Below are 19277 nucleotides of genomic sequence, written 5' to 3'. Positions count from 1 at the left end.
GTGGTTCTGCCGACGACACGACAGTCCCCGGGCGGCTGACCCCGTGCGGGGACACGGCGCACCTCGGCCGGGACAGGGGCCGGGGCCGGTTCCCGGGTTACACCGGGACGGTGAGGGTGGCCGTGTAGCCCTTGTCGGTGCTGCCCTCAAGGGTGGCGAGCTGCTGGTCGTAGCCGTCCCTGAAGATCATGTCGCTCTCCAGGGAGAGCTCGCCGAGGTTCTGGACGCTCTGGCTGTACCCGTCCGTCGCGTACACGGTGTCGCAGACGTCCTTGGGGAAGGCGAGCTGCGAGGTGGCGGCGATGTCCTGGGCGGCGGTGGCGTCGTCCAGGCTGCCGTACACCTCGAAGTGGATGTGCGGCCAGCGGCCGGTGTAGCAGCCGGGGAAGATCGACGTGAAGGTGACCTGGCCCTTGTCGTCGGTCTCCTGTACGCCGCGCAGGTAGTTCTCCTCGGTGACACCGTCGGAGTAGAGGGAGTACAGGCCCTCGCGGTCGCAGTGCCACAGGTAGACGGCCGCGCCCTCCTTCGGGGTGTCGCAGCCGGAGGACTGGTCGACGACCGTCAGCGTGATCGTCAGCGGGATGCCTTCGGCGACACCGCTGGACGAGCCGAAGCTCTTCGTGATGTCGCGCCGGACGACACCGCTCTCCTTGAGGACGTTCGGGCCGTTCGAGCCGTCACCGGGGTACGGGCCGGCCGTCTCTGTCGGGATGACCTCGCAGTCCGAGCCGGAGGTGCCGGACGAGGACGAGCCGGAGGAGGCCGAGTCCGACGCGGCGCCGCTGCTGGAGTCGTCCGTGGAACAGGCCGCCACCAGCGGGACCATGCTCGCGCCGGCCAGCAGTCTGATCATGCGACGGCGGGCGAACACGGGAAGGTCGTAGGAGAGCCCTCTGTCGAACTCGTCGTCGTGGTGGTGGTCGTGCCCGTGGCTGTGGCCGCCGCTGCCGCTGTTGCTCGCTGTGCTCATGATGCCGAACCGCGCTTTCGGAAAGTTCCCGTCATGGAATGCCCGGATACTACGAGCGGTAGCTGTGTGATTCCCAGGTGTCCGCCATGGGCACCTTGTCAGGCGGCACGGCTTCCGTTCACCGTGCGGCGGCCGACAGCACCACGAGCACGAACAGCACGGCAGGCGTCACGATCATCGTGGCCAGGTGGACGACCAGCGTCCGCGTCATCCGCAGCACCGGGAACAGAACCAGCCCGCCCACGAGCCAGTAACCGTAGATCCGGCCCGCGAGATGCCAGGCCACGGTCTCCTGTTCCCGGGTGGTGGGCTCGACGAACAGCGCCCCGACGGCCACCAGGAGGAGCACGCAGCACAGCAGCAGGTCCCCGGCCCCTACGACCACCGCGACCCGCTGGTCCGCCCGGCGATTCGGTGGAGGCTCCGCACCGCCGTGGCGCCGGTCGAAGTCCAGAAAGGTCCGCCGCAGTCTGTCCACCCACGCCTCCCACAACCCCACCTGTCGCCGCCCCGCCTGCCACCGCTCATCACCGCGTGATCAGCTTGGGCCGTGGAGACCATCATCGCCAGTGGCATAGCCGTCCTCGGCACGCTCCTCGGGTCGGGACTGACGCTCGCCTTCCAGCAACGCACGACCGACCGGAGCCATGAGTTCGCCCGCCGCGAGAAGTTGCGTCAGGAGCGGCTCGACGCGTACTCCGTGTACGCCGGCGCACTGATCAACTACCGCCGCTGCCTCGTCCACCTGTGGTTCTGTGAGCACGAACAGCCGCCGCCGGAGGACCCCGACACCGTCCGGATCCGCGCGTACGACCTGCGCTCCAGCGCGCAGGAGGCGCTGTTCCGGGCGCAGATGCTCACGGACGACGCGGCTCTGAGCCAGAGCGCGGGGACCGTCCTCGCCGACATCACGGCGCTTTCCAGGACGGAGGACAGGACTCGGCTCGACGAGCGCAGGCTCGCAACCCTGGACGGCATCACCCACCTCATCATGACGGCCAAGCAACACCTCTGACGTCCCGTCGTGTGTCACGCCCCGACCATCCCGTCGTGTGTCACGCCCCGACCGTCCCGTCCACCCCCTCCCGCAGGAAGTCCGCGTGGCCGTTGTGGCGGCCGTACTCCAGCAGGACGTGGATCATGACCAAGCGGAGCGAGACCTCCTCGTTCCAGCGCGGCTGGTAGCCGACGAGGTCCAGGGACTCGGCCTCCCGTTCGATACGGCGTGAGGTCTCCACCTCCGTCTCCCACGCGCCGAACGCCTCCTTCCGCGTCGAGGCGCCCACGTCGTACGCGGCCTGGAAGTCGATCTCCCTCGACCACACCATGGGGGCGTCGTGGTCCTCGAAGGCCCGGCGGAACCAGGCGCGTTCCACCTCCGCCATGTGCCGCACGAGGCCCAGCAGCGAGAGCGTCGACGGGGGCATCGACCGGCTGCGCAACTCCTCGTCCGTGAGGCCCTCGCACTTCATGGCGAGGGTCGCGCGGTGGTAGTCGAGGAAGGCTCGGAGCGTGTCTCGTTCGGAGCCGAGCAGGGGCGGGCCTATGCGGCTGTCGTCGGTCACTGGTCATGCCCTCGCAATCGGGGAATCCGACCGTCGGGGAACCCGATGGCCGGAGAATCGAGCGGTCAGAGAATCGAGCGGTCAGAGAATTCTGTCGAAGAACGCGCGGATATCCGTCGCCAGTGCCACCGGCTCGTCCATCGCCACGAAGTGGCTCCCCGGGTTCGACTCCGGCCAGTGCACGATCCGATTGTCCCGTTCGGCGAGGCGGCGGATCGCGGGCGGGCCGCAGTAGACGCCCGTCGGGACGTGCTGCTGCCCCTGCGGCCACCCGAACTCCCGGCGGTTGTACATGAACCAGGACGACGTGCCGGAGGTGCCCGTCAGCCAGTAGAGCGTGACGTTCGTGAGGAACAGGTCGCGGTCGTAGTCGCGGATGAGGAAGTCCTCGAACTTCTGCATCATCCAGGTGAGTTGGGCGACCGGGGAGTCGTTCCAGGCGTACGCGAAGGTCTGCGGGGCGAAGCGGAGGAGGGTGTGGTGGTCGACGCCGCCGTCCGACCACTGCTTGATCATCTCGTAGTGGGCCCGTTCCGCCTCGGTGAGTTCGGGGACGTCCGCCTCCATGGGGAAGCCGAAGCCGCCGTTGATGTGGACGCCGATGGCGTGCTCGGGGGCCGTACGCGCCACCGCCGGGGCCAGATACGCGCCCAGGTCGCCGCCCTGGGTGCCGTAGCGGTCGTAGCCGAGGCGGCGCATCAGCTCGGCCCACATGCGGGCCACGTCGTCGATACCGAAGCCCACCTCCCTCGGCCCCTCGGAGAAGGCGAAGCCGGGGACGGACGGGGCCACGACATGGAACCCGCGTTCGGTCAGGGGGCCGATCAGACGCGTGAACTCGACCACCGAGTTGGGCCAGCCGTGGGAGAGGAGAAGGGGGACGGCGTCGGGCCGGGGCGAGCGTACGTGGAGGAAGTGCACGTCCAGGCCGTCGATCTCGGTCATGAACTGGGGGAACTCGTTGAGGCGGCGTTCCTGGGCCCGCCAGTCGTACTTCGTGCGCCAGTACTCGGCCAGCTCCCGCACCGCCGCCACCGGCACCCCCCGGTCGAAACCGTCACCGGGCAGCTGCTTCGGCCAGCGCGTACGCGCCAACCGCTCCTCCAGGTCGTCCAGTTCGGTCTGCGGGACGTCGATACGGAAGGGGCGGATCTCGGTGTCGGCAGCCATGGTCGGTCGCTCCAGTTCCGGTGGGGTGAACGCGTACGACCACGCTAGGAACCGTATAGGCCAGGATGTGTCCCACATGCCGGAGACCCGGAAACGCAGAAGCCGGTGAGGGCGCCCGTCCCCACGGGCCCTCACCGGCGGTCCTGCGCGGCTGCCGATCCCCCTCGGCAGCCGTCCGTCACGTCAGGCGCGGACCAGTTCCCTGTCCTCGTCGTCCTCGGCCGGGTTCTTCGCGGCGTCGTCGTGCGCCCGCAGACCCTCACCCTCGACGTCGACGTTCGGCAGGGCGCGGTCGAGCCACTTCGGCAGCCACCAGGCCTTGTCGCCCAGGAGGGCGAGGACGGCCGGGACGATGGCCATACGGACGACGAACGCGTCGAAGAAGACGGCGATGGCCAGGCCGAAGCCGATCATCTTGATCATCGACTCGCCGGAGCCTATGAAGCCGGCGAAGACGGCCATCATGATCGCCGCGGCGGCGGCGACCACCCGGCCGCTGTACCTGAAGCCGGTCACCACGGCCTGGTTCGGGCTCTCGCCGTGGACGTAAGCCTCACGTATGCGGGTCACGAGGAACACCTCGTAGTCCATCGCCAGGCCGAAGACCACGCCCACCATGAAGATCGGCATCATCGACATGATCGGGCCGGTCTCCTCGACTCCGATGAGTCCCGCCAGCCAGCCCCACTGGAAGACCGCGACCACGGCACCGAGCGCGGCCAGCACGCTGAGCAGGAAGCCGAGCGCCGCCTTCAGCGGAACCAGGATCGACCGGAAGATCACGATCAGCAGGAGGAAGGCGAGCCCCACCACCAGCGCCAGGTACGGGAGCAGCGCGTCGGTGAGCTTCTGCGAGAAGTCGATGTTCATCGCCGTGGCGCCGGTGACCAGCACCTTCGCGTCCGTGTCCGCCGTCACGCCGGCGCCCGCGTCACGGATGGTGTGCACCAGGTCCTCGGTCTGCGTCGAGGACGGCTTGGACTTCGGGATCACCGTGATCATCGCGGTGTCGCCGGCCTTGTTGAACGTCGCGGGGGTCACCGTCACGACGTCCTTGAGACCCTTGATCCCGTCGGTCACCGCGGTGGCGGCCTCCTGCGGGGACGCGCTGTCCTTGGCGTCGACGACGACCATCAGGGGGCCGTTGAAGCCGGGCCCGAAGCCTTCGGACAGCAGGTCGTACGCCCGGCGCTGTGTGGTGGACGTCGCCTGCGAACCGTCATCGGGCAGGCCCAGTTCGAGCTGGGTGGCCGGGAGCGCGACCGCGCCCAGGCCGACCACGCCGAACAGCAGCACGGCGACCGGACGACGGACGACGAAGCTCGCCCAGCGGGTGCCCATGCCGGGCTTGACCACGGTGGAGTCCTTGGCGGATTTCGCGGCGGAGTCCTTGGCCAAGGCCACGGCGGAGTCCTTGGCCAAGGCCACGGCGGAGTCCTTGGTCGAGGCCTCGGTGGAGTCCTTCGCCTTGCCGCGTCCGAGCCGTTTGCCCTTCTCACCGGCCGGCCGGACCTTGCGGCCCGCGTAGCCGAGCAGCGCCGGGACCATGGTGAGCGCGATGAGGACCGCGATGACGACCGTGCCCGCCGCCCCGAGACCCATCTTGGTCAGCATCGGGACGTTGACGACCGCGAGGCCGGCCAGCGCGATCACGACCGTGAGCCCCGCGAAGACCACCGCCGAGCCCGCGGTGCCGACAGCCCGGCCGACCGCTTCCTCGCGTTCCCGGCCCTCGGCCAGTTCGGACCGGTAGCGGGAGACGATGAACAGCGCGTAGTCGATACCGACCGCGAGACCGATCATCAGGGCGAGGGTGGAGGTGGTGTTGCCGAGGTCGAGCGCCTTGGCGAGGGCGGTGATGGTGGAGACGCCGATACCGACGCCGATGATCGCCGTCAGCAGCGGCAGCCCGGCCGCGACGAGCGAGCCCAGGGTGACGACGAGGACGACCGCCGCGAGGGCGAGGCCGATGATCTCGCCGGTGGCCGCCGTCTCGGGCTCGGCCTGCAGGGCGTCACCGCCCATCTCGACCGTCAGCCCGGCGTCCTGCGCCTTGAGCGCGGTGGTCTCCAGAGCCTCCTTGGAGGAGTCCTTCAGCTCCATGGCCGGGACCTTGTAGGTCACCGAGGCATAGGCGATCGTGCCGTCCCTGCTGACCGCCCTGGTGGTGAACGGGTCGCTGACGGAGGCGACTTCGGAGCCGTCGCCCAGTTCCTTGACGGTCTTCTCGACGGCCGCCTTGTTGGCGGCGTCGGCCATCTTCTCGCCCTCGGGCGCCTTGAAGACGACCCGGGCGGTGGCGCCGTCGGCGCTCATACCGGGATAGCGCTGCTCCAGCAGGTCGAAGGCCTTCTGGGCCTCGGTGCCGGGGATGGAGAAGGAGGACGAGCCCGCGGCGGGCGCGGAGGCGGCGCCGACGCCCGCGAGCGTCAGCAGTGCCACCCAGACGAGGGCTACGAAGTGTCGTCGCCGGAAGGCGAGTCGACCCATTTTGTAGAGGAATATGGCCACGGGGGTGGTACTCCCGTTCAGGTCGTGGACGTGCGGAGGGCAGGACGGATCAGCCCGTGCCGCGGGGAGGGAGAGGCAGGGCGGGGCAAAGCCAGGGGTGATCGGCCCGACGACATGAGCGGGTGGCGTCAGGTGGAGCCAGCCGCGTATCAGGCGGCTGTCGGCGCGGAAGTGTCAGTCGATCGGTACGCCGAGGGCAGGGAGGACCACGGCGTCGATGTACGAGACGAGGAAGACCTGGGTCGGCGGCAGCTCTTCGAGCAGCGTCCGGGTGAGGAAGGCACCGAACATCATGTGCATCACGAATTCGAGCGCGGGGTTGTCCGGCCGGACCTCACCACGGTCCACGGCGCGCTGCAGCACCCGCCGGAACTCCTCCATCTCCGGTTCGATGAGGAACTCGCGGAACGCCCCGAGCAGTTCGGGGTTGGTGTGCACCGCCATGGCCAGACCACGCATCAGCGCGGAACTCTGTTCCATGGCACAGTCGTCCTCGCGCCGCGCCTGGGCATGGAGGTCGCCGCGCAGGGACCCGGTGTCGACACCGGCCTCGCCGATCGACTTGTCCTGCCGGATCGCCTTCGCCACCAGCTCGGCCTTGCCGCCCCACTGGCGGTAGAGGGTGGCCTTGCTGGACCGGGTCCGGGTGGCCACGGCGTCCATGGTGAGGGCGTCGTAGCCGACCTCCCGGAGCAGGTCGAGGACGGCCGCGTAGAGCTCGGCCTCGCGCTCGGGCGTGATCCGACTGCGGCGCACCGTCGCGGTCTCAGTCATCCCACTCCCCTACCCCGGTTGCACGTTCGAGACGACAAGGCTACCGGCCGTGCGGCTTGGCACGGGCCGAACACCCCGCTCCTCGAACGAAACGGTTTCGTACACTTATGAAGATACCCCGAGAGTCGAAGAAAACGAAACGGTTTCGTTCGTGTTGTGGGTCACGCCGTCGCCGGTCGGCCCGTTTCACGAGTTGCCGGGGCCCCGCGAGGGGAAAAGCATGGGGAGGTGAGCGACACCTATGAGCAAGGGACAGGCCCGAAGCAAGGGTCGGACCGACAGCGGAGGACGGACCGACAACGGAGGACGGACCGGGAGCGGAGGACGGACCGGGAGCAAGGGGCAGGCCGGGAGCGGAGGACGGACCGGGAGCAAGGGGCAGGCCGGGACACCGGCTACCTGCGCTTCCCCCACCTCAGCGGCGACCGCCTCTGCTTCGTGGCCGAGGACGACCTGTGGCTGGCCCCCCTCGACGGCTCGGACCGCGCCTGGCGGCTCACCGTCGACCGTACGAAGGTCGCGGGACCGCGTTTCTCGCCCGACGGCCGGCACATCGCGTTCACGAGCTGGCGCAGCATCCTCCCGGAGATCCATCTGACCCCGGTGGACGGCGGTGCCCCCGCCCGCCGGCTCACCCACTGGGGCAGCCCCGACACCGAGGTCCGCGGCTGGACGCCCCCCAACAAGAAGGGCCGCTCGGACATCCTGGCCGTCGCCTCCCACGGCGAGCCGTTCTCCTACTTCACCTGGGCCTACAAGGTCCGCACGGACGGCGACCCCGGCCGCAAGCTCCCCTGGGGCCCGGTCTCCGACATCCAGTCCGCCGAGATCGACGGCGAGCGCCGCACCCTGCTCCTCACCGGCACGCCCCCGCACGAACCGGCCTCCTGGAAGCGCTACCGGGGCGGTGCCACGGGCCGCCTCTGGCTGCACGGCGAGCGGCTGCTGGCCGACCTCGACGGGCACCTGCACTCCCCCATGTTCGTTGGCGGCCGCATCGCCTTCCTCTCCGACCACGAGGGCGTCGGCAACCTCTACTCCTGCGCGTACGACGGCTCCGACCTGCGCCGCCACACCGACCACGACGCCTTCTACGCCCGGCACGCGGCGAGTGACGGCACCCGGGTGGTGTATCAGTGCGCGGGCGACCTGTGGATCGTCGACGACCTCGCCGCCGACGCCGTCCCGCGCCGCCTCGACGTACGGCTCGGCGGCTCGCTCACCGGGCGGCGGCCGTACCAGGTGCCGGCCGCCCAGCACGTCGACGGCATCTCCGTCGACGAGACGGGCCGGGCGAGCGCGGTCGTCGTACGCGGCAGCCTCTACTGGCTCACGCACCGCGACGGCCCCGCCCGGACCATCGCCGACACCCCCGGCGTACGCGTCCGGCTGCCCGAGATGCTCGGCTCCGGCGGCCAGGTGGCGTACGTGACGGACGTGGACGGCGAGGACGCGATCGAGATCGCCCACCTCCCCCGGGCCACCGGCGACCGCGAACCCCGCCGCCTCGCCTCCGGCGGCCTGGGCCGCGTCCTGGAACTGGTGTCGGACCCACGCGGCGAACGCCTGGCCATCGCCGCCGACGACGGCCGCGTCCTCCTCCTCACGGTGTCCGACAAAGCGACCGCCGCCGCGGGGACCGGCGAATCGGCCGAGGAATCGACCGGCGAATCGACCGGGGAATCGACCGGGGAGGTCACCGAGCTCATCACCTCCCTCAACGGCCCCGTCCGTGACCTCGCCTTCTCCCCTGACGGCGCCTGGCTGACCTGGTCCCACCCGGGCATCGGCCGCACCCTCCGCCAGATCAAGATGGCCCGTATGAAGGACCGGATCGTCGTCGACGTCACCAACGGCCGCTTCGAGGACGAGAACCCGGTGTTCACGCGCGACGGCCGCTACCTCGCCTTCCTGTCCTGGCGCGGCTTCGACCCGGTGTACGACGTCCACACCGGCGACCTGTCCTTCCCGCTCGGCTGCCGCCCCTACCTGGTCCCGCTCTCCTCCGCCACGCCCTCCCCCTTCGCCCTGAACCCCGACGGCCGCCCGGTGGCCGGAGGCATGGACCCGGCGGAGGACGAGAACACCGACGGGACGGTGACCGTCGAGACCGAGGGCCTGGAGAACCGCGTCACGCCCTTCCCCGTCACCGCCTCCAAGTACTCGGCGCTCCACCCGGTCGCCGGCGGCGGCCTCGTCTGGCTGCGCTGGCCCATCTCGGGCGCCCTCGGCGAGACCTTCGCCAACCCGGACGATCTGACGGGCCGCCCGACCCTCGAACACTTCAACATCAACAAGGCGAAGAAGTCCGAACTGGTCGAGCACCTGGACTGGTTCGCGGTCAGCGGCGACGGCTCACGGCTGGTCGTGGTGGACGAGGGCGACCTCCGGGCCGTCCCCTCCACCGAGTCCGGCGACGGCGACTCGACCGTCTGGATCGACCTGCGGCGCGTCCTGCACGAGGTCGATCCGGCGGCGGAGTGGCGCCAGTCGTACGCGGAGGCCGGCCGCCTCATCCGCGCGTACTTCTGGGACCCGAGGATGAGCGGCATCGACTGGGACGGGATCCTCGACCAGTACCGCCCCCTGGTCGAACGGGTCGCGTCCCCCGACGAGTTCGCGGATCTGCTGCGGGAGGTTCTGGGCGAGCTGGGCACGTCCCACGCCTACGTCTCCCCCGCGCGCCGCAACGAAGGGCCGCCCCACTACCAGCGCCGCCAGGGCCTCCTGGGCGCCAACTTCGTCCGCCGGGACGACGCCTGGACGATCCGGCGCATCCTCCCCGGCGACTCGTCCGACTCCAAGGCCCGCTCCCCGCTGGCCGGCACGGGCATCAGGGAAGGCGCCGCGCTGACCCACGTCGACGGTCGCCCCGTCGACCCGACGACGGGCCCGTACCCCCTGCTGGCGGGCGCGGGCGGTACGACCGTCGAGCTGACCTTCGCCCAACCCGTCGCCCACCATCACCCTTCCGAGAAAGGCCCTTCGGGCCCCTTCGACGCCGAGGGCGAGGGCCGCTCCCGCCGCGTGGCCGTGGTCCCCCTCCTCGACGAGCGCCCCCTGCGCTACCAGGACTGGGTCGCCAAACGCCGCGAGGTCGTGCGCGAGTTGAGCGGCGGCCACTGCGGCTACCTCCACATCCCGGACATGGGCGGCTCCGGCTGGGCCCAGTTCAACCGCGACCTGCGCATGGAGGTCTCCCGGCCCGCCCTGATCGTCGACGTACGCGGCAACGCGGGCGGCCACATCAGCGAACTGGTCGTGGAGAAACTGACCCGCACGATCCTGGGCTGGGACCTGACCCGCAACGCCCAGCCGGTGTCGTACGCGTCCAGCGCCCCGCGCGGCCCGGTGGTGGCCCTGGCGGACGAGGCGACCTCGTCCGACGGCGACATGATCACCGCCGCCTTCAAACTCCTCGGTCTCGGCCCCGTCGTCGGTCTCCGCACCTGGGGCGGCGTCGTCGGCATGACCGGCCGCCACCAACTCGGCGACGGCACCGTCATCACCGTCCCCATGAACGCCGCCTGGTTCGACGCGTACGGCTGGACCATCGAGAACCGGGGCGTCACCCCGGACCTGGAAACCCTCCGCACGCCCCTCGACTGGGCCGAGGGCCGCAACACCCAACTCGACGCGGCGGTGACCCTGGCCCTGGACCTCCTCAAGACCCACCCCCCGGCAGACCCCCCGGACTACACGAACACCCCGAACAGAGCCCGCCCCAAGCTGCCGCCCAGGGCCACCCCCTGACGCGCAGCGTCATGGTCATAGGGGCGCGTAGTCATAGGGGCGCGTAGTCATAGGGGCGCGTAGTCATTGGGGCACGGGGAACCGCGCGACCAGCCTCCGCCCACCCACACTGCGCACCGCGCACCCGACAACGCACCCACACACACCTCCAACGCACCCCGAACAAAAACGCAGGGCACCCTCCGAAAAGGAGGGTGCCCCACGTTCCGCGTGGCCGAAGCCGAGTCCGGCGACTACACGTCCTGCCGGAACCGGTCTTCCTCGTCCCGCATCAGCCGCTCGGACTCCTCGTCCCGCCGCTGCGCGCCACGCTCCGGCTGCCCGTGCTCACGCTGCGGCTGGCGCTCCCGCTGCGGCTGCCCGTGCTCACGCTGCGGCTGACGCTCACGCTCCGGCTGCCCGTGCTCACCAGGCCGCTGAGCGCGCTCACGCGCCTGGGGCGACTGCCCGGCCTTCTGCTTGGCCTGCTGCTTCAGCCGCTCGGCCTTGTCCTGGAACTGGTCCTTCATGCCCATGTGGTTTCACTCCCGTAGTGGGTGAGGGGATCGGGCCTCGACCAGACAAACACGGGCGGACATTCAACGCATTTCGACCAGTTACGCTCGGTAACGCTCGGTTATTGAGGGCCCTGTGCCCCCACCCCCCGCGTTCGCTCGTCCGCGGCCCCACCGGCCCCCACCAGCCCCTTGGACACCTCGCGCAGCCGCGGCTCCATCCGCCGCACCTCCCGCGGCGCGAACGTCCCTATGAGCCCGGGGAGATACCCGCGTACGCCCTGCATGCCCCGCAGCCACCACTGCCCGTACACATGGCCGGCCCGCCGCTCGATCCCGGCGACGAGCCGGTCCACGGCCGGCCCCAGCGGATATGTCTTGCCGGCCGGCCACGGCAGCCGCTCCCGCAACTCCCGCAACGCCTCGTCCTTGTCGGCGCCGCGCACCATGTCCGTGTCGGTCCAGGACAGATACCCGACCCCGACACCCACCCCCTGATGCGCGACCTCGGCACGCAGACAGTGCGCGTACGCCTCGACGCCCGACTTGGACGCGCAGTACGCCGTCATCATCGGCGCCGGGGTGATCGCGGCGAGGGAGGCGATCTGCAGCAGATAGCCCCGGCTCTCGATCAGCGCCGGCAGGAACGCCCGCCCGGTGACTGCCGATCCGACGAGGTTGACCTCGATGACGCGCCGCCACGAGTCCGGGTCGGAGTCGACGAAGGGCCCGCTGTTCGCGACGCCCGCGTTGGCGACGACGATGTCGACCCGCCCGAACCGCTCCTTGACCTCCTCGGCGACCCGCGCCATGGCCTCGTGGTCGGTGACGTCGGCGTGCCAGTACGCGCTGTCGCCGTACAGCCGTTCCGACCCCCGCTTCAGCTCGTCCGGTTCGAGGCCGACGAGCGCGACCCTCACCCCACGCGCCGAGAGCTTGCGCGCGAGGAGTTCCCCGACGCCCCGCGCGGCTCCGGTGACGACCGCGACCCGCCCCTCCAGGATGCTGTTGTTGCTCATGCGCCCGCCTCCTCCAACTCGTCCCGCTCGGTCGTCGCACACTTCGTCGCGTACGTCGCCACGAGCTCGCGTATCCGGGCGGTGACCGCTTCCGGTGCCTCCACCGGCGCCATGTGTCCGACCCCGGTCAGCTCACTCACGCCCACGCAGTCGGGCAGCGCGGCGGCCAGCGCCCGCGCGTGCACGGGCGGGGTCATCCGGTCCGCCGTCCCCACGACGACGGCCGTCGGCACCGTCAACTCCTGTATGCCGTGGTCGAGATCCAGCGAGGCGAGGACGTGCGACCAGGCGTGCCGCACCCTGGCCGGACACGCGTGCACGATCCGTGCGCACGCCTCGACCATCACCGGCGACGAACCGGGGCCCATCGTCGCGTACTTGAGGATCCGCCGGGCGACCGGCGTGACCGGCCCGAGCGGCGCCCGCGAGCCGAGGACCTGCCGGGTGAGCCAGGTACGCACGCGCCCCGGCCGCATGGGCACGACCAGCGACTCGGCGACCAGCTTCGAACTGCCCGTGCTGCACAGCAGGACCGCCGCCGCGTGCTCCCGGAACCCCGGCCGTCCGGCGGCCGCCATCAGCGTCATCCCGCCCATGGAGTGCCCGGCCAGCACCGCCTTCTCGCCCGGCGCGAGCGTCGCCGCGAGCACCGCCTCCAGATCGTCGGCGAGGGCGTCCGCGCTGCACACGGCGGAGGCGGGGCTGCGGCCGTGGCCGCGCTGGTCGTAGACGACGACCCGGTGGTCGACGGCGAGGTCCCGGACCTGCACCGCCCAGTACGCCGTCGAACACGTCCAGCCGTGCACCAGCACCACCGCGGGTGCGCCCTCCGGTCCATGCACCTCGACGTGCAGCCGCGCCCCGTCGGCGGACACGGCCGCCAACTCCCTCACGGCGACGGGCGGCGCGTAGGGTCCGTGCTTCACATGGGTCAGTCGGGTCACGCTCCGGCCTCCACCTTCGCTGTGTCGGCCTTGCCGGCCGTCTCCTCGTTCTCCGTACCCGGCCGAGCCGCCCGCAGCACCGCGTACTCGCTCAGATCGACCCGCCGGGTCGCGCCCCGGAACTCGGTCGTCGTGCCCGGCCAGACGGTCGTGTTGCGGCCGTTGGCGTCGAGGTACCAGCTGGTGCAGCCGCCGGTGTTCCAGACCGTGCGCTCCATGCGCTTGTGGACCCGCTGGTTCCAGGCCGCCACGGCGGCGGGCCGGGCGTCGAGGGCGACCCGGCCGCCCAGCACGTCCAACTGCCGTACGAAGTCCGCCATGTAGTTGAGCTGGGACTCGATCATCAGAATCATGCTGGAGTTCCCGAGGCCCGTGTTGGGCCCGATGATCGTCATCCAGTTCGGGAACCCGGCGGCCGACGCCCCGCGCAGCGCCTGCATCCCGCTGTCCGACCAGGCCTCGGCGAGGGTGCGGCCGTCGGCGCCCACCACCCGGTCGGCGATGGGCATGTCGGTGACGTGGAACCCGGTGCCGAAGACGATCGCGTCGACCTCGGCGGCGGACCCGTCGGCGGCGACGAGCGTGGAGCCGTCGACCTTGGCCAGCCCGGCGGCGACCACGTCGACGTTCGGCCGGGTGAGCGCCGGATAGTAGGTGTTGGACAGCAGGATGCGCTTGCAGCCGATGCGGTAGTCGGGGGTGAGCCGGGCGCGCAGCTCCGGGTCCTTGACGGTCCGGGCCAGGTTCCGCCTCGCCACCTGCTCCACCAGGCCCAGCACCTTGGGGCGCTTGGTGAAGGCCTGCACCTGCAACTCCCGGACGCCCCACAGCAGTCCGCGCCGGGCCTGCGCGGTGAACGGCAGCTGCCGGTGCAGCCACCGCTCGACGCCGCCGATGCCGCGGTCGACCCGGGGCAGCACCCACGGCGGGGTCCGCTGGAAGAGGGTCAGCCGGCCGACCTCGGGCGCGATCGCCGGCACGATCTGGGCCGCGGAGGCCCCCGTACCGATCATCGCGACCCGCTTGCCGCGCAGGTCGTAGCCGTGGTCCCAGCGGGCGGAGTGGAAGACCTTGCCGGGGAAGGAGCCGAGCCCCGGCAGCTCGGCCTCGGTCGGGATCCTCGGATCGGAGAGCGGCCCGGTCGCGGAGACGACGAAGTCGGCGGACAGCGGCCCGCTGCTGGTCTCGATGTCCCAGCACAGCCGCTCCCCGTCCCAGGCCATTCTCAGCACCTCGGAGTCGAAGCGAATATGGGGCCGCAGCCCGAAGACATCCGTCACACGCTCCAGATAGGCCCGGATGTGTTCCTGCCCGGAGAAGGCGCGCGGCCACTCGTAGTCGGTCGCGAACGAGAACGAGTACAGATGGGACGGCACGTCACAGGCGCACCCCGGGTAGTCGTTGTCCCGCCAGGTGCCGCCGACGGAACCGGCCCGCTCCAGGACGACGAAGTCGGTGATCCCCTCGCGCCGCAGCCGCACGGCCGCCCCGAGCCCGCCGAACCCGGACCCGACCACCGCCACCCGCACATGCGGCCCCTGATCCCGCCGCCCCTGATCCTGCTCGGCCATCCGGTACCTCCACGCCTCAACGCGTGCGCACACCGCGTTCGCACCCCATGTCCGCGCCAGTAATCACTGGCGCAGTGGGAGCGTAGGGCAGGACCGTACCGATGGGTAGGGGTCCGGCACTCTGGAGTTACCAGCGGTACGACATAGGCTGCGCGCGTGGCAGAAGACGGCGAGCGACGCGAGTACCGCATGGAGGAACTGGCCGGAGAGGCCGGCATCACCGTACGCACCCTGCGCTTCTACCGGGAGCGCAAACTGATCCCGCCGCCCCGCCGCGAGGGCCGTATCGCCTGGTACGACGACACGCACCTGGCCCGGCTGCGCACGATCTCGGCGCTGCTGGAACGCGGTCACACGCTCAGCGGCATAGCCGAGCTGGCGGAGGCCTTCGACCAGGGCCGCGACGTGGGTGAACTGCTGGGCCTCGGGGACCCCACCGAGGAGGTCCCGGTCCGTCTGTCCCCCGAGGAACTCGCCGACCACTTCGGCGACCAGGCGACCCCGGAGAACCTCGCCGCCGCCCTCGACCTCGGCTACCTCGCCACCGACGGCGGCGAGATCGTCCACATCAGCCGCCGTCTCCTCGACGTCTCGGCCGCCCTGGTCCGCGACGGCGTACCCCTTGCCGACGTCCTCGCCGTCGGCCGCCGCGTACGCGAACACGCCGAGGCCCTCGCCGTCCTCTTCACCGACCTCGTCCTCACGCAGCCGGGCCGCACCCCCGAAGACCTCCACCGGCTGCGCCCCCTGGCGAAGAGCGTGGCGGAGGCGGAACTGTCACTGGCGCTGGACCGGCGGTTGCGGCAGACCGAAGCGGGCGATCAGGGGCCGTAGCCGGAATCGGCCCCGACGGTCGGCCCCGGCGCCATCAGAGGTCGTAGACCGCCGTCACCGGCGCATGGTCCGACCACCGCTCGGCATGTGTCGCGGCCCGCTCCACGAACCCCTTCACCGCCTTGGCGGCGAGTCCGGCCGTGGCCACCTGATAGTCGATCCTCCATCCCGAGTCGTTGTCGAAAGCCCGCCCCCGGTACGACCACCAGGTGTAGGGCCCCTCGACATCGGGATGCAGGGCGCGCAGGACGTCGACGTACGCCCCGTCGCCCTCGTCGAAGACCTGCCCGAGCCAGGCCCGCTCCTCCGGCAGGAACCCGGAGTTCTTCTGGTTGGCCCGCCAGTTCTTGAGGTCGGCCTGCTCGTGGGCGATGTTCCAGTCGCCGCAGACCACGACCTCGCGCCCGTCGGCGGCGGCCCGCTCCCGGAGCTCCTTCAGGTAGACGAGGAACTCCCCCATGAACCGGACCTTCTCGTCCTGCCGCTCGGTCCCGACCTCGCCGGAGGGAAGGTAGAGACTGGCGACGGTGACGCCGGGGAGGTCGGCCTCGACGTACCGCCCGCTCCCGTCGAACTCGGCCGACCCGAAGCCGACCTGGACCCGGTCGGGCTCGCGCCGGCTGTAGAGCGACACTCCCGCGCGCCCCTTGGCGGCGGCCGGGGCGTGCACGACGTGCCACTCCTCGGGCTGTCGCACCCCCTCCGGCAGTTGCTCCGGCTCGGCCCGCACCTCCTGCAGGCACACCACGTCCGCCGAGGTCCCGGCGAGCCACTCCACGAAGCCCTTCTTCGCGGCGGCCCGCAGCCCGTTCACATTCACAGAGGTCACAGTCAGCACCCCGGCACGATACCCGCACCTTGGACGGAGTCCAGATTCCGACGAAGATCACACCGGATGGGCTCACTGGACGGGCTACCCGGCCGGGCACACCGGCCGGGTACACCTTGGGCGCCGACCCTGCATAGATGTACGATGCGCAGCATGATTATCCGTCGCGTAGCCTTCGACCACCCCGACGCCGTCAAGCTGAACGACGAGGTCCAGGCCGAATACAGCGTCCGCTACGGCGACGACGGCGACGCCACGCACATGGACCCGGCGCACTTCGTACCGCCGGCGGGGCTGTACCTGATCGCCTACGACGAACACGGCAGACCCCTGGCCACGGGCGGCTGGCGCACCCAGGACGCCAACGACGAGGACTACCAGGACGGGGACGCCGAGATCAAGCGGATGTACGTCACACCCGAGGCCCGCGGCCTGGGCCTGGCCCGCCGCATACTCGCCGAACTGGAGTCCGACGCCCGCGCCGGCGGCCGCACCCGCATGGTCCTCGAAACCGGCGCCAAGCAGCCCGAGGCCGTGGCCCTCTACACCTCCAGCGGCTACGCGCCCTGCGCGAAGTTCGGCTACTACCGCTTCCACGAACTGAGCCTGTGCTTCGCGAAGCCCCTCTGACCGCACCCCGCACCCCGCACCCCGGGGCACGAGGCACGTAAATCCCGGTGCCCGCGACGGCGTTGGCCGCCTACGGTGTCCCGGTGACGAAGAACAACCGTCTACGCCGTCTCGTCGTGGGCGACACCACCTGGCACTGGACCGTCCGCCAACTCCCCCACGCACGACTTCGCGCGAGCGAGAGGGACCCCCAGCGCGTGGCCCGCGACCACTGCCGTCTCAAGCTGTCCCTCTACCCGGAGGACCCCCGGCGCCGCCGGCTGGTCCTGCTCTTCGGCCCGTCCGAGGACCGCACCGTCTCGAACTGCTACTTCGACTCCGGCGCCCTGGTCCGCCGGTCCGACCACACCTATCTCAACCTCCACGAGCCCGGCACGGTCCGCCGCCTCCTGGACGCCGCCGCCCCGAACCTGGACCTCCACCCGTCCGCCCGGACGGTCGAGGTGGATGGCTGGCCGTACTTCGACGCGATCACGGTCACGGTCACGGAGCGGGCGACAGGCGCCGGCGATCCGTCCTGACAGAACATCGTCCTGACAACACGTCAGAGCCCCCAGTGGTGATCACCACTGGGGGCTCTGAGCTGCGTGGACCTGTGGGGATTTGAACCCCAGACCCCCTCGATGCGAACGAGGTGCGCTACCAGACTGCGCCACAGGCCCTTGCAACGAGTGAAACTCTAGCATCCCGATCGCGGTGCTCGGAAATCCGTATCCGAGGGGCCGGAGAGCGGCCTACGGCCGGCTCGTGGCTGGTCAGCGGAGTGGGAGATCCGCGGCCGCGAGAGTCACTCGTTGGCCGCGCGGGGGCGGTCGCCGTCCTCGTACTGGTCGAAGAGCGGCGTACGCCCCCGCTCGCGGGAGCGACGTGCGGACGCGGCCCGGCGGGCGTCGGAACGGTCGCCGTCGGGAGCGTCACCCGCGTCGTCCGCGTCGGCGTCCTCAGCCCGCTCCCCGCCACCACGCTCCCTCTCCGACTCACGCCCGGAGGCGTGCGCGGAGTTCGACGGAGCGCCCGACGAGCCGTGCGGGTCGGCCGCACTGGAGCGCGCGGAACTCCACGCGTCCGGTGCTCCGAGGTCGACCCCGGACGTGGCCCGGGGAGCGACCGGCGCGGTGACGTACGTCGGCAGCGGCACGGGGACCGGGTCCCAGCTGTCGCCCTGGCCGGGCCGCCGCTGGCGCTCACGCTGCTGGTCGACCCACTCGGCGTGGTCGGTCTGCTCGACGAGGGCGCGGCGGTCGGCCGCGAGCCCGGCCAGCTCGGCCCGGTTCTCCTCGTTCTCCGGTCCGTCCTCCGGCTCGTCGGTGTCCACCGGATCCGGCATCGGGCGCCGCCGCTGGGGCTGCCGCTCCCGCAGTCGCTGCGCCGCCACCTCGGCCTGCCGCCGGTCCATCGTGTACGCGAACCGCTTCAGTTCCTGGCGGCGCAGATGCGCGATGTACGTGCTCAGCAGCACCGCCGGTACGGCAGGCGCCCACAGGAAGGCGAGTCCACCGACCGCCGCGACGACCGTACCCAGCGTGAAGGCGAAGAAGAGCATCACCGTCGTACGCCGTCGGCGCGCGAGCACCTTCAAGCGCTGGGCACGCGCCTTGGCCTCCGCCGAGTCGCCCCGGCGTGCGCCTGTCGCCTGGTTGCCCGGACGCTTCGCACGCGCGGGAGCGGGGACTTGGGCCGCACTCTGCTTGGCGGACGGCGCACCCTGCTTGACGGACGGCGCACTCGCCTGTTTGGCCGGCGGCGCACCACCCTGCTGGGGCACCGGCTTCGCCTGCGCCGCCGGCTTCCCCGGCTGTTGCGCCTGCCGGCCCTGCTGCTGACCCTGCTGCTGGCCCTGCTGCGGTGACTCACCCCGCTCCGCCGGCAGTTGTGCCCTCGTGTGCTCCCGGTGCGGGGGCATGGCGAAGGCCCGGACGTCCACCGAGTCGGTGACGCCGCCCGGTTCGGCGCTGGGCTCCCCCTCTTCGGTGGAGCGCGCCCGCAGGTCCTTGGCGTATCGGCGCTCCATCCCCGCCCGGCCGGAAAGCAGCCGGATGGCGGTGCTGAAGCGTTCCGTCGGACGGGCTTCGTTCAGCTCGTCCTGCCTACGGAGCCACATCGGCACCAAGTAGGCGGCCCAGGCCCCGACGATGACTGCGTAGATGAGGCCGCTGCTGCTCACGCCTCACACGGTAGAGGGGTTTGCGTGAGGCCATCCGCCAATTGGG

17 protein-coding genes and 1 tRNA gene are annotated in these 19277 nt (G+C 71.0%); 5 read left to right on the top strand and 13 right to left on the bottom strand.

Annotated features, from left to right (window positions below; all coding sequences use genetic code 11):
* Positions 1-97: 97 nt before the first annotated feature.
* Both AWZ10_RS15400 and AWZ10_RS15395 read right to left on the bottom strand, forming a co-directional pair.
* Complete coding sequence (locus tag AWZ10_RS15400) at positions 98-973, bottom strand: intradiol ring-cleavage dioxygenase (RefSeq protein ID WP_046704830.1); 876 nt, start codon at positions 971-973, stop codon at positions 98-100.
* Between the two features lie 118 nt (positions 974-1091).
* Entirely contained in the window at positions 1092-1451 is a 360-nt protein-coding gene (locus AWZ10_RS15395) for a hypothetical protein (RefSeq protein WP_244172496.1), read from the bottom strand.
* Positions 1452-1523: 72 nt separating this feature from the next.
* Between AWZ10_RS15395 and AWZ10_RS15390 the strand changes: the two genes are divergently transcribed.
* On the top strand, positions 1524-1988 hold the full coding sequence (locus AWZ10_RS15390) for a hypothetical protein (protein WP_046704829.1): 465 nt from the start codon (positions 1524-1526) through the stop codon (positions 1986-1988).
* 40 nt (positions 1989-2028) lie between these two features.
* Here AWZ10_RS15390 and AWZ10_RS15385 read toward each other — a convergent pair whose 3' ends face one another.
* From AWZ10_RS15385 to AWZ10_RS15370, 4 genes are all read right to left on the bottom strand, one after another.
* Entirely contained in the window at positions 2029-2538 is a 510-nt protein-coding gene (locus AWZ10_RS15385) for a DinB family protein (protein WP_046704828.1), read from the bottom strand.
* Positions 2539-2619: 81 nt separating this feature from the next.
* Positions 2620-3708 (bottom strand): epoxide hydrolase family protein, encoded by a 1089-nt coding sequence (locus AWZ10_RS15380; RefSeq protein ID WP_046704827.1) that lies wholly within the window; start codon positions 3706-3708, stop codon positions 2620-2622.
* A 183-nt stretch (positions 3709-3891) separates the two neighbouring features.
* Positions 3892-6219: an MMPL family transporter gene (locus AWZ10_RS15375; protein ID WP_060891325.1), complete on the bottom strand. Its 2328-nt coding sequence runs from the start codon at positions 6217-6219 to the stop codon at positions 3892-3894.
* Between the two features lie 174 nt (positions 6220-6393).
* Positions 6394-6993 (bottom strand): TetR/AcrR family transcriptional regulator, encoded by a 600-nt coding sequence (locus AWZ10_RS15370; RefSeq protein WP_060891324.1) that lies wholly within the window; start codon positions 6991-6993, stop codon positions 6394-6396.
* A gap of 399 nt (positions 6994-7392) precedes the next feature.
* Between AWZ10_RS15370 and AWZ10_RS15365 the strand changes: the two genes are divergently transcribed.
* Positions 7393-10746: a S41 family peptidase gene (locus AWZ10_RS15365; RefSeq protein ID WP_060891332.1), complete on the top strand. Its 3354-nt coding sequence runs from the start codon at positions 7393-7395 to the stop codon at positions 10744-10746.
* Positions 10747-10979: 233 nt separating this feature from the next.
* Here AWZ10_RS15365 and AWZ10_RS15360 read toward each other — a convergent pair whose 3' ends face one another.
* The 4 genes from AWZ10_RS15360 to AWZ10_RS15345 all read right to left on the bottom strand — a co-directional run bounded on the left by AWZ10_RS15360 (position 10980) and on the right by AWZ10_RS15345 (position 14774).
* A complete protein-coding gene (locus AWZ10_RS15360) occupies positions 10980-11261 on the bottom strand; it encodes a hypothetical protein (protein WP_037705541.1) in 282 nt (93 codons plus the stop codon).
* A gap of 101 nt (positions 11262-11362) precedes the next feature.
* The gene (locus AWZ10_RS15355) at positions 11363-12259 is read right to left on the bottom strand and encodes an SDR family oxidoreductase (protein WP_060891323.1); all 897 of its coding nucleotides are present in this window, start codon (positions 12257-12259) and stop codon (positions 11363-11365) included.
* Positions 12256-13203: an alpha/beta fold hydrolase gene (locus tag AWZ10_RS15350; RefSeq protein ID WP_046708568.1), complete on the bottom strand. Its 948-nt coding sequence runs from the start codon at positions 13201-13203 to the stop codon at positions 12256-12258. The genes AWZ10_RS15355 and AWZ10_RS15350 overlap by 4 nt, the downstream gene beginning before the upstream one ends.
* Entirely contained in the window at positions 13200-14774 is a 1575-nt protein-coding gene (locus AWZ10_RS15345) for a flavin-containing monooxygenase (RefSeq protein ID WP_060891322.1), read from the bottom strand. The genes AWZ10_RS15350 and AWZ10_RS15345 overlap by 4 nt, the downstream gene beginning before the upstream one ends.
* Positions 14775-14930: 156 nt before the next feature.
* Between AWZ10_RS15345 and AWZ10_RS15340 the strand changes: the two genes are divergently transcribed.
* Complete coding sequence (locus AWZ10_RS15340) at positions 14931-15608, top strand: MerR family transcriptional regulator (RefSeq protein ID WP_046708566.1); 678 nt, start codon at positions 14931-14933, stop codon at positions 15606-15608.
* 34 nt (positions 15609-15642) lie between these two features.
* Here AWZ10_RS15340 and AWZ10_RS15335 read toward each other — a convergent pair whose 3' ends face one another.
* On the bottom strand, positions 15643-16437 hold the full coding sequence (locus AWZ10_RS15335) for an exodeoxyribonuclease III (RefSeq protein ID WP_079104372.1): 795 nt from the start codon (positions 16435-16437) through the stop codon (positions 15643-15645).
* Positions 16438-16590: 153 nt separating this feature from the next.
* Between AWZ10_RS15335 and AWZ10_RS15330 the strand changes: the two genes are divergently transcribed.
* Together AWZ10_RS15330 and AWZ10_RS15325 are read left to right on the top strand one after the other, a co-directional pair.
* A complete protein-coding gene (locus AWZ10_RS15330; RefSeq protein ID WP_046708571.1) occupies positions 16591-17067 on the top strand; it encodes a GNAT family N-acetyltransferase in 477 nt (158 codons plus the stop codon).
* Positions 17068-17150: 83 nt separating this feature from the next.
* On the top strand, positions 17151-17588 hold the full coding sequence (locus AWZ10_RS15325) for a hypothetical protein (protein WP_060891331.1): 438 nt from the start codon (positions 17151-17153) through the stop codon (positions 17586-17588).
* 67 nt (positions 17589-17655) lie between these two features.
* On the opposite strand, the gene AWZ10_RS15320 is transcribed toward AWZ10_RS15325, so the two are convergent.
* Both AWZ10_RS15320 and sepX read right to left on the bottom strand, forming a co-directional pair.
* Positions 17656-17729 (bottom strand) — tRNA-Ala (locus tag AWZ10_RS15320).
* A gap of 125 nt (positions 17730-17854) precedes the next feature.
* The gene (sepX, locus tag AWZ10_RS15315) at positions 17855-19231 is read right to left on the bottom strand and encodes a divisome protein SepX/GlpR (protein WP_046703044.1); all 1377 of its coding nucleotides are present in this window, start codon (positions 19229-19231) and stop codon (positions 17855-17857) included.
* Positions 19232-19277: the final 46 nt, after the last annotated feature.

This window comes from Streptomyces europaeiscabiei, assembly GCF_001550375.1.
GTDB classification, from domain to species: Bacteria; Actinomycetota; Actinomycetes; order Streptomycetales; family Streptomycetaceae; genus Streptomyces; species Streptomyces europaeiscabiei.
The sequence above is the reverse complement of the archived record's forward strand: the minus strand, read 5'-3'. Positions and strand labels throughout refer to the sequence as shown.

Bases quoted from the DNA above. Each gene is read 5' to 3' on its own strand.
- AWZ10_RS15360 (WP_037705541.1), bottom strand. From the start codon at position 11,261: ATGGGCATGAAGGACCAGTTCCAGGACAAGGCCGAGCGGCTGAAGCAG.
- AWZ10_RS15330 (WP_046708571.1), top strand. From the start codon at position 16,591: ATGATTATCCGTCGCGTAGCCTTCGACCACCCCGACGCCGTCAAGCTG.
- AWZ10_RS15400 (WP_046704830.1), bottom strand. From the start codon at position 973: ATGAGCACAGCGAGCAACAGCGGCAGCGGCGGCCACAGCCACGGGCAC.
- AWZ10_RS15345 (WP_060891322.1), bottom strand. From the start codon at position 14,774: ATGGCCGAGCAGGATCAGGGGCGGCGGGATCAGGGGCCGCATGTGCGG.
- AWZ10_RS15355 (WP_060891323.1), bottom strand. From the start codon at position 12,259: ATGAGCAACAACAGCATCCTGGAGGGGCGGGTCGCGGTCGTCACCGGA.
- AWZ10_RS15370 (WP_060891324.1), bottom strand. From the start codon at position 6,993: ATGACTGAGACCGCGACGGTGCGCCGCAGTCGGATCACGCCCGAGCGC.
- AWZ10_RS15380 (WP_046704827.1), bottom strand. From the start codon at position 3,708: ATGGCTGCCGACACCGAGATCCGCCCCTTCCGTATCGACGTCCCGCAG.